The sequence below is a fragment of the Actinomycetospora atypica genome (assembly GCF_042653685.1).
Classification (GTDB): domain Bacteria; phylum Actinomycetota; class Actinomycetes; order Mycobacteriales; family Pseudonocardiaceae; genus Actinomycetospora; species Actinomycetospora atypica.
In genome coordinates, this window is sequence record NZ_JBHSIV010000009.1 from 180,603 (window position 1) to 190,450 (window position 9,848).

The 9,848-nt window shown below is 72.6% G+C and carries 8 protein-coding genes and 1 tRNA gene; 7 read left to right on the top strand and 2 right to left on the bottom strand.

The genetic code is table 11. From position 1 onward, the window contains the following. Positions 1–131: 131 nt before the first annotated feature. Positions 132–1,166, top strand: a complete 1,035-nt coding sequence (rfbB, locus tag ACFPBZ_RS11375; RefSeq protein ID WP_378036155.1) for a dTDP-glucose 4,6-dehydratase — start codon at positions 132–134, stop codon at positions 1,164–1,166. A gap of 87 nt (positions 1,167–1,253) precedes the next feature. Here rfbB and ACFPBZ_RS11380 read toward each other — a convergent pair whose 3' ends face one another. Together ACFPBZ_RS11380 and ACFPBZ_RS11385 are read right to left on the bottom strand one after the other, a co-directional pair. Further along, positions 1,254–2,294: a DUF4185 domain-containing protein gene (locus tag ACFPBZ_RS11380; protein WP_378036156.1), complete on the bottom strand. Its 1,041-nt coding sequence runs from the start codon at positions 2,292–2,294 to the stop codon at positions 1,254–1,256. An 88-nt stretch (positions 2,295–2,382) separates the two neighbouring features. Then, positions 2,383–2,465: transfer RNA gene (locus ACFPBZ_RS11385), tRNA-Leu, on the bottom strand. A gap of 174 nt (positions 2,466–2,639) precedes the next feature. Between ACFPBZ_RS11385 and ACFPBZ_RS11390 the strand changes: the two genes are divergently transcribed. From ACFPBZ_RS11390 to ACFPBZ_RS11415, 6 genes are all read left to right on the top strand, one after another. Then, complete coding sequence (locus ACFPBZ_RS11390) at positions 2,640–3,923, top strand: DUF3662 and FHA domain-containing protein (protein WP_378036157.1); 1,284 nt, start codon at positions 2,640–2,642, stop codon at positions 3,921–3,923. Between the two features lie 12 nt (positions 3,924–3,935). Beyond that, complete coding sequence (locus ACFPBZ_RS11395) at positions 3,936–4,415, top strand: FHA domain-containing protein FhaB/FipA (RefSeq protein WP_378036158.1); 480 nt, start codon at positions 3,936–3,938, stop codon at positions 4,413–4,415. 64 nt (positions 4,416–4,479) lie between these two features. Beyond that, the gene (locus ACFPBZ_RS11400) at positions 4,480–5,832 is read left to right on the top strand and encodes a PP2C family protein-serine/threonine phosphatase (protein WP_378036159.1); all 1,353 of its coding nucleotides are present in this window, start codon (positions 4,480–4,482) and stop codon (positions 5,830–5,832) included. Between the two features lie 53 nt (positions 5,833–5,885). Continuing rightward, positions 5,886–7,421: an FtsW/RodA/SpoVE family cell cycle protein gene (locus ACFPBZ_RS11405; protein ID WP_378036171.1), complete on the top strand. Its 1,536-nt coding sequence runs from the start codon at positions 5,886–5,888 to the stop codon at positions 7,419–7,421. Further along, positions 7,418–8,896 (top strand): peptidoglycan D,D-transpeptidase FtsI family protein, encoded by a 1,479-nt coding sequence (locus tag ACFPBZ_RS11410; RefSeq protein WP_378036160.1) that lies wholly within the window; start codon positions 7,418–7,420, stop codon positions 8,894–8,896. Before ACFPBZ_RS11405 ends, ACFPBZ_RS11410 begins: the two co-directional genes overlap by 4 nt. Before the next feature lie 4 nt (positions 8,897–8,900). Then, positions 8,901–9,848: protein kinase domain-containing protein (locus ACFPBZ_RS11415; protein WP_378036161.1), on the top strand; the 948-nt coding region annotated here is incomplete at its 3' end.

Here is a 9,848-nt window from a genome sequence, read left to right on the forward strand (position 1 = left end):
GCCGTCCTCGGAGGGGATCGTCGGGAATTCCGTGGTGACCAGGGTGCCGCACCGGCTCGAACGGGCCGCGAGCGCGGTCCGTTAGGTTCGGAGTCGCTCGTCAAGGCCCCGAATGCACCAGGAGAACCCGAGTGTCCACCGTCCTCGTCACCGGTGCAGCCGGTTTCATCGGGTCCAACTTCGTCCGCTACTGGCGCGCCGTGCACCCGGGCGACCGGGTCGTCGCGCTGGATGCGCTGACCTACGCCGGGGTGCGGGAGTCGTTGAACGGCCCCGACGGGCAGCTGCTCGACGGGGTCGAGTTCGTGCACGGCTCGATCGGCAACACCGACCTGGTCGAGCACCTGCTGCGCGCCTACTCGGTGGACGTGGTGGTCAACTTCGCCGCCGAGTCGCACAACTCGCTGGCGATCCTGCGCCCCGGTGACTTCTTCGCCACCAACGTCACCGGCACCCAGGGCCTGCTCGAGGCCGTGCGCCGGGTGGGGGTGTCGCGGTTCCACCACATCTCGACCTGCGAGGTCTACGGCGACCTCTCGTTGGACGCCACCGACGCGTTCACCGAGGACTCCCCGTACCTGCCGCGGACGCCGTACAACGCGGCGAAGGCCGGCGGGGACCACGTGGTCCGGGCCTACGGGCTGACCTACGACGTGCCGGTGACGATCACGAACTGCTCGAACAACTACGGGCCGTTCCAGTTCCCGGAGAAGGTCATCCCGCTGTTCACGACGAGGGCCCTGGCCGGCGAGCCGCTGCCGCTCTACGCGTCGACGAAGAACCGCCGCGAGTGGCTGCACGTCTCCGACCACGCGACCGCGATCGACCGGGTGATCCACCACGGCCGGAACGGGGAGACCTACAACGTCGGCTCCGGGGTCGAGGTCGACATCGAGGGCATCGCCGACACCGTCCTCGACGCGCTGGGCCTGGGCCCGGAGCTCAAGACGATCGTCCCCGACCGGCCGAGCCACGACCGGCGCTACCTGCTCGACTCGACGAAGCTGCGCACCGAGCTCGGGTGGGCCCCGGCGGTCGAGTGGAGCGACGGGATCGCCGACACCGTGGCCTGGTACCGGGCCAACGAAGCGTGGTGGCGGCCGCTGCTCGGGCGCTCGCCGGTCGTCGAGGGCGCCGGCGCCGACTGGTCCGGCGGCGCCCGCTAGCCCGATCGGCGGCACCCCTCGTCGGAGCGAGCGGCACTCTCGCTCACGTAGAAGCAGCGAGAGTGCCGTTCGCTCCGGGAGGGGCGGTCAGCGGGGGACGAGACCCGAGACGTCGGCCCGGAACTGCATCGAGCGGTAGGGCCAGTTCGTCCCGGTGTTCCACTGGCTGACCACCAGGTGCAGGTCGGACAGCGTCGAGCCCGGCACCGTGTAGCCCCCGTAGAGCTGGGCGACCCGCCCGCCCGCGTGGTCCTCGTCGCCCCACCCGGCGCCGGCGACGACGGTGGTGCGCGGGGCGGTGTGCAGGTTCGCGGTCGGGTGGTCGAGGAGCAGGACGTCGATGCGGTAGTTCCCGGCGTCGAAGACCGCCAGGACCCACCACTCGCGGCCGGAGTCGTCGGGGACCCGGCGCAGCGACATCTCGCCGAACGCGCCGGGCAGGACCTCGGTCGGGGGACGGCCCCAGTCCCAGGTCGCGCCGTCGAAGCCCCAGCCCTCCCACGCGGCCGGGTCCGCGATCCGGCCGGCGGGGACCCGGTGCAGCAGCAGGCCGTGGGCGCGCTGGAAGCCGGTGGTGAGGGCGTAGACCCACTCGCCGGCGGCGTCGATCTCCCAGGTCAGCATCTGGAACAGGCCGCCGAGGTGGTCGCCGGGCCAGACGACCTCGGCGGGCTCCCACGTGTCGCCGGAGTCGCGGGAGCGGTGGAGCTCGGTGGCCCGCGGGTTCCCGAGCTCGCGGCAGGCCATGACGTGCAGCCAGATGTCGTCGCCGACGGTCAGCGCGTCGGTGGGCAGCACCGTCGAGATGCGGCGCAGCGAGAGCATCGAGGGCCCGAGCCGGCGGAAGCCCCGATGGCGGTACCCGACCACCTGCTGGGCGTAGCCGTCGCGGCCGGCGCACCCGGTCCACGACAGTCCGGCGCGCACGGACGACGGGTCGGCGAAGAGCACCACGGGCGATCGCCAGCCGGGGCCGCCGACCCCGGCGTTCTCGAAGGTGTCGCCGAAGACCGAGACGAGGCGCCCGTCGGGGGCGGTGACCGTGGTGCCGAGGTCGGTCCCGCCGACGCCGAACCGGTCGGTGAGACCGGGACCGGTGAGGTCGCAGACCTTGCTGGCGAGCGGCATGGGCCAGAGCTTGCCAGGGATCGACCGGCCTGCCGGCGATCACTCCGGACGAGGCGGGGGCCGTCGTCGGGAAGAGGGGGAGAGAGTGTGGGCGAGGGGGGAGTTGAACCCCCACATCCTTTCGGATACACGGACCTGAACCGTGCGCGTCTGCCATTCCGCCACTCGCCCGAGTGGGTCGACCGTGATCGACGGGAGCGAGCCTAGCAGCCCCTCGGAAGCCCACCCCGAAGGAGGTCACCGGTCGTCGCGGTGCGACCGATACCATCTCCAGTGGCCCGTGCGGAGTGGCGACACTCCGCGTCGGGACGACGGTCGGACGACGAGTCGGGGGAGGGATCGCAGGTGGGTCGCGCACAGCGCTTCGAGCGCAAGCTCGAGGGACTCGTGGGTGACACCTTCGCGCGGGTCTTCGGCGGCAAGGTCGTTCCCCAGGAGATCGCACAGGCCCTCCGCCGTGAGGCGGAGGACGGCGTGCGAGTCTTGGCCGGTGGGCGCCAACTGGCACCCAACCACTACACGGTGGTGCTCAGCCCCGCCGACCACGGTCGGTTGGCGGGGGATGAGGAGACCATCACCCACTCGCTGATCGACTGCGTGGAAGAGCACCTCACAGAGGGCGGGTGGGAGACATACGGTGAGGTCGTAGTCTCTCTGGAGCGTTCCGACGCGCTGCACACGGGACAGTTCCGCACCAAGTCGTCCGTTGACCCCGACGCGTCGCGGCAGCGGACCGCGAGCCCCCGATCCGCAGGAGAGCACCCCATGAGCCAGGCACCCGGTCGTTACCCGGAGGACGCGGACCAGCGCGGCTACGGCCAGCAGGACCCCTACGGCCAGCAGCAGCCGCAGCAGGGTTACCCGCAGCAGCAGGGCTACGGGCAGGACCCGTACGGCCAGCAGCAGCAGGGCTACCCCCAGCAGGGCTACGACCAGTACGGCCAGCCGCAGCAGGGGTACCCGCAGCAGGGCTACCCCCAGCAGGGCTACGACCAGTACGGCCAGCCCCAGCAGGGCTACCCGCAGCAGGGCTACGACCAGTACGGGCAGCCGCAGCAGGGCTACGGGCAGGACCCGTACGGCCAGCAGCAGGGCTACCCGCAGCAGGGCTACGGCCAGCCGCAGGGCTACGACCCCTACGGCCAGCAGCAGGGCGGCTACGACCCCTACGGGCAGCAGCAGGGCTACGGCCAGCCGCAGGGCTACGCCGGCCAGCCGGGCTACGACCAGTACGGCCAGCAGCAGTACGGCCAGCAGGGTGGGTACGACCCGTACGGCCAGCAGCAGGGCGGCTACGACCAGTACGGCCAGCAGGGCTACGGCGGCGTCCAGACCCGCCAGATGACCGGCACGCTGACGCTGGACGACGGCTCGAACCGCTCCTACCAGCTGGTGCAGGGCGCCAACGTGATCGGCCGCGGCCAGGACGCGCAGTTCCGGCTCGCCGACACGGGCGTCTCCCGTCGCCACCTCGAGATCAGCTGGGACGGCCAGCAGGCCACCCTGTCCGACCTCGGGTCCACCAACGGGACGACGGTCAACGGCACCCCGGTGCAGACCTGGCAGCTCGCCGACGGCGACACCATCCGGGTCGGCCACTCGGCGCTGCTGTTCCGGGCCCAGGGCTGACGCCCGCTCCTCGTGCCCGAACTCGTCCTCCAGCTCACCCGGGCGGCGTTCCTCGCGCTGCTCTGGCTGTTCGTCTTCGCCGCCCTGCGGGTCGTCCGTTCCGACCTGTACGCCGCGTCGGGACTACGGGCCGCGGTACCAGGTCGACGCCCCTCGAAGGGGGCCGCGTCGAAACCGGGCCGTGGCGGGGGTCGGTCGTCGGGGCCCAAGGCGCTCATCGTCACCGCGGGGGCCCTCGCCGGCACCCGCATCGCACTCGACGGCCGGCCGATCATGCTCGGCCGCGCCGACGACTCGACGCTCGTCCTCGACGACGACTACGCGTCGACCCGGCACGCCCGGATCTCGCAGTCCGGTGACGACTGGTACGTCGAGGATCTGGGGTCGACCAACGGCACCTACCTCGACCGCTCCAAGGTCACCGCGCCGACCAAGGTGTCCCCCGGCACGCCGATCCGGATCGGCAAGACCGTGATCGAGCTGCGCGCATGACGCCGCCCGCCGCCGCACGGACCCGGTTGCGGGCGGTCCGTCCCCGTGAGTGCAGGATCGTCCCGTGACCCTGGTGCTGCGCTACTCCGCCCGGAGTGACCGGGGCCTGGTCCGGCAGAACAACCAGGACTCCGTCTACGCGGGCCCCCGTCTCCTCGCGCTCGCCGACGGCATGGGCGGGCACGCCGCGGGCGAGGTGGCCTCGAAGCTGGTCATCGCCGCGCTGGTGCCGCTCGACGACGACGAGCCCGGTGACGACCTCCTGGGCGAGCTCGCCGAGGCGACCGCGCAGGGCAACGACGCGATCACCGAGCTCGTCGGTGAGGAGCCCGACCTCGACGGCATGGGCACCACGCTCACCGCCGTCCTGTTCGCCGGTAGCCGGCTCGGCATGGTCCACGTCGGCGACTCGCGGGCCTACCTCTTCCGCGACGGCGTCCTCACCCAGATCACGCGGGACGACACCTTCGTGCAGTCCCTCATCGACGAGGGCCGGATCACCGAGGACGAGGCCGCCAGCCACCCGCAGCGCTCGCTGCTGCTGCGCGCGCTCACCGGCCACGACGTCGAGCCCTCGCTGACCGTGCGCGAGGCGCGCGCGGGCGACCGCTACCTGCTGTGCTCCGACGGCCTGTCCGGCGTCGTTTCCGCCGAGACGATCGCCGACGCCCTCACGGTCTCCGACCCCCAGAGCTGCGCCGACCGGCTGATCGAGCTCGCGCTCAAGGGCGGCGGGCCCGACAACGTCACCTGCATCGTCGCCGACGTGGTGGACGTCGACTACGGCGACGACCGGCCGATCTACGGCGGCGCCGCCGGCGACGGCCGCGCCGACCCGCCCCCGGCCGACTCGGCCGCCGCGCGCGCCACGGCCGCCACGCTCACCCGCGCCGACCCTTCCCCGCGGCCCGACCCGCTCTCGGCCCGCGCCCGCTCGAACGACTCCGGCCACGGGCGCTCGCGTCCGCGCCGGCGCCGCCTCGCCGTGGTCCTCGCGGTCGTCGGGATCCTCGTGCTCGCGGGCCTGGGCCTGCTCGTCACCCGGCTGTGGATCTCCCAGCAGTACTACGTCGGCGTCGCCGGCGACCAGGTCGTCATCTACCAGGGCGTCCGGGGCGACGTCCTGGGCGTGACGCTGCAGGACGTCTCGGAGCAGACCGGTCTGCGCGTCGAGGACCTCACGCAGGTGGGCCGCACCTCGGTGCAGAGCGACTCCCTGCCGACCACCGACCTCGACGCGGCCCACCGCACGGTCGAGCGCCTGCGCACCGACGAGCTGCTGCCCGAGTGCCGGCCCGTCCTGCCTCCTGCACCGGCCGTGCCCCCCGCACCGGGGGCACCCGCCGTCGTCACCGCCGCGCCCCCCGTGCCCACGTCCCCGCAGGTCCCGGGACGCGACTGTCGCGCGGTGCAGTAATGGTCCGCCCCGCCCAGGCCGCGTCCCGCGCCGGTGGTGGCGCTCCGGTCGAGATGCCGGCCGACCGCACCGCGCTGCGCCCCGCCGTCGCCGCCGCCGTCTCCACCCGCCGCGGCATCGAGCTCCTCCTGCTCGCGTTCGCCGCCGTGCTCACCACCGGTGCGCTGGTGCTGGTGGAGGCGAACCAGAACCAGGAGCTCACGCTCACCCTGCTCTACCTCGGCGCCGCCTACCTCGCGCTGTTCGCCGTCGCGCACCTCGCGGTGCGGAGGTTCGCGCCGTACGCCGACCCGGTGATCCTCCCGTGTGCGGCCCTCCTCAACGGGCTGGGCCTGGTGATGATCCACCGGATCGACCTGGCCAAGGCCGCCACCGCGCTCAGCCGCGGCAACCCCGCGCCCAGCGAGGACGCGCTGCGTCAGATCGCCTGGCTCGCCCTGGGCCTCGCCCTGTTCGTCTCGGTGCTGTGGAAGGTCCCCGACCACCGCACCCTCGCCCGCTACGGCTACACCGCGGGCTTCGCCGGGCTCGTGCTGCTCGGTCTGCCCGCCGTGCTGCCCTCGGCCCTGTCCGAGGTCAACGGCGCGAAGATCTGGATCCGCATCGGCGGCGTCGGCATCCAGCCCGGCGAGTTCGCGAAGATCCTGCTGACGGTCTTCTTCGCGTCGTTCCTGGTGTCCAAGCGCGACCTGTTCACCACGGCGGGCAAACGCTTCCTGGGGATGACGTTCCCCCGTCCCCGCGACCTCGCCCCGCTGCTGATCGCGTGGGTCGTCGCGATGGGCGTCCTGGTCTTCGAGTCCGACCTCGGCACGTCGCTGATGTTCTTCGGGATCGTCCTCGCGATGATCTACGTGGCCACCGAGCGGGCCTCCTGGGTGGTCATCGGCCTCGTCATCTTCGGGGCGGGCGCCTTCGCGGCGTGGACGTTCGTCGACCGCGTGCAGGTCCGGGTCGCGGCCTGGCTCGACCCGTTCTCCGACCCGGCCGACGCCACGTTCCAGGTGAGCCAGGGCCTCTTCGGCATGTCCACCGGCGGCATGATCGGCACCGGGCTCGGCGCCGGGCGGCCCGACCTGGTCCCGCTCTCGAGCACCGACTTCATCTTCACCTCCATGGGTGAGGAGCTCGGCCTCATCGGGCTCATGGCCCTGCTGCTGCTCTACTGCCTGATCTCCACCCGCGCCCTGCGCACCGCCCTCGCCGTCCGCGACACCTTCGGCAAGCTCCTGGCCGCCGGCCTCGGGTTCACCGTGGCGATCCAGGTGTTCGTCGTGGCGGGCGGGGTCATCGGCCTGATCCCCAACACCGGCCAGGCGGCGCCGTTCATGTCCTACGGCGGCTCGTCGCTGGTGGCGAACTACGTGCTCGTCGCGCTCGTGCTGCGGGTGTCCAACGCCGCCCGCCAGCCCGCCGCCGACAAGGGCCGGGCCGAGCCGGGCGCGCCCGCGATGGGCGGGACCGCGCCGCGCACCCCGTTGGCCGAGGCGAACACCGAGATGGTGTCGCGCTCCGAGGTCGACACCCCGCCGCAGGGCATCCCGACGCCGCCGCGCGGGCGGGCCCAGGACGGGAGGGGTCGCGAGTGAACACCCCGCTGCGCCGCATCTCCCTCGTGGTCATGGGCCTGATCGTCCTGCTGCTCGGGCAGGCCACCTGGGTCCAGGTGGTCAAGGCCGACGAGTACAAGGCCAACCCGTACAACCAGCGCGTCCTGCTCGACGAGTACAACCGCCAGCGCGGCCAGATCTCCGCCGGCGGCGAGGTGCTGGCCTCGAGCACCCCCACCGACGACCGCTTCAAGTACCTGCGCCAGTACTCGAACGGGCCGATGTACTCGCCCGTCACCGGCTACTACTCGCAGATCTACGGGACCTCCGGGGTCGAGCGGTCGATGGACTCGGTGCTCAACGGCTCCGACGACCGGCTGTTCGTCCGCCGCATCTCCGACGTCATCACCGGGCGCGCCCCGGCCGGCGGCAACGTCGCGCTGACGATCGACCCGAAGGTCCAGCAGGCCGCGTACCAGGCGATGGTCTCGAAGGGCTACACCGGCTCGGTGGTCGCGATCCGCCCGCAGACCGGCGAGATCCTCGCGCTGGTGTCGGTGCCCTCCTTCGACCCGAACCCGCTCGCGAGCCACGAGGGCTCCGCCCAGCGGGCGGCGTGGAACGCGCTGAACCCGAACAGCTCCGACTCGCCGCTGATCAACCGGGCGATCTCGAACACCTACCCCCCGGGCTCGACCTTCAAGTTGATCACCACCGCCTCCGCGCTCGAGGCGAACATGATCAACCCGCAGAGCCCGGTGACCGCCGAGCCGCGCATCACGCTGCCCGACAGCGTGACGACGCTGGAGAACTACGACGGCAAGCGCTGCGGCCCCGGGCCGACCGTGCCCTTCGACACCGCCTTCACGAAGTCCTGCAACGGGCCCTTCGCCCAGCTGGCCGACCAGGTCGGCGCCGACCGCCTCCGGGCGACCGCCACGGCGTTCGGCATGGAGAACCCGTCGCAGACGATCCCGATGCCGGTGGCCGAGTCGAGCGTCGGCGAGCTGGGAGACGGGGCGTCGCTGGCCCAGTCGGGCATCGGCCAGCGCGACGTGCGGATGACGCCGCTGCAGAACGCCATGATCACCGCGACGATCGCCAACGGCGGCGTCCCGATGTCCCCGCACGTGGTCGGCCAGGTGCAGGGCCAGGACCTCTCGGTCGTCGACACCACCGAGCCCGACCGGCTCGCCCGGGCGGTCTCCGGGGGCACCGCGAGCACGCTGACCCAGCTGATGATCGGCTCGGAGAACGGCGGCACCAGCGGCGGCAAGATCCCCGGGGTGCAGCTGGCCTCGAAGACCGGGACCGCCGAGTGGGGCTCCAACCCGAAGACCAACCCGCCGCACACCTGGTACGACGTGTTCGGCCCCGTGCCCGACCCCCAGGTCGCCGTCTCGGTGATCGTCGAGAAGGGCGGCAACCGGGGCGACGACGCGACCGGTTCGTCGGTCGCCGGCCCGGTCGGCCGCGCGGTCGTCGCCGCGGCCCTGCAGCAGGGAGGGAGGTAGCTCCATGGCTCCGACCACGGGCACCCTGCTCGCCGACCGCTACCGGATCGGCCGGCGGATCGCCATCGGCGGGATGGGCGAGGTCTGGGAGGCCCAGGACTCCCGGCTCGACCGCACCGTCGCCGTCAAGATCCTCAAGGCCGAGCTGTCGGGCGACCCCGAGTTCCTCCACCGCTTCCGCACCGAGGCCCGCACGGCCGCGTCGCTGAACAACCCGGGCATCACCCAGGTCCACGACTACGGCGAGACCACCACCGACTGGACGACCGCGAGCGGGACGATCCAGGTCCCCGTGGCCTACCTGGTGATGGAGCTGGTGCGCGGCGACCCGCTGGCCCAGATCCTCTCGGTCCACGGCCGGCTCGGGGTCGACTACACGCTCGACATCCTCGAGCAGTCGGGCTACGCCCTCGAGGCCGCCCACGAGCGTGGGCTCGTCCACCGCGACGTGAAGCCGGGCAACATCCTCGTCACGCCGTCGAACCAGGTGAAGATCACCGACTTCGGCATCGCGAAGGCGGTCGACGCCGCCCCGGTGACGCGCTCCGGGATGGTCATGGGCACCGCCCACTACATCGCGCCCGAGCAGGCGGGCGGCGGCGACGCCGGCCCCGCCTCGGACGTGTACTCCCTCGGCGTCGTCGGCTACGAGTGCCTGGCCGGACGCCGCCCGTACCTCTCCGAGAACGCCGTGACGGTCGCAATGATGCACATCCGCGACCCGCTGCCGCCGCTGCCGCCGGACGTGCCGCCGGTGGTGCGCCAGCTCATCGAGCTCACCCTCACGAAGGACCCGCGCGGGCGCTACGCCACCGGCGGCGAGTTCGCGCGGGCGGTGTCGGCCGTGCGCCGCGGCGAGCCGGTGCCGCGCCCCGGCGCGGTCACCGCCGCGACCGAGGCCGTCAACCCGGCCACCCGCGTGGCCCCGGCGACCACGTTCGACGGCCCCGCC

Coding starts and splice junctions, on each gene's coding strand:
- ACFPBZ_RS11380 (WP_378036156.1), bottom strand. CDS start 2,294: ATGCCGCTCGCCAGCAAGGTCTGCGACCTCACCGGTCCCGGTCTCACC.
- ACFPBZ_RS11405 (WP_378036171.1), top strand. CDS start 5,886: ATGCCGGCCGACCGCACCGCGCTGCGCCCCGCCGTCGCCGCCGCCGTC.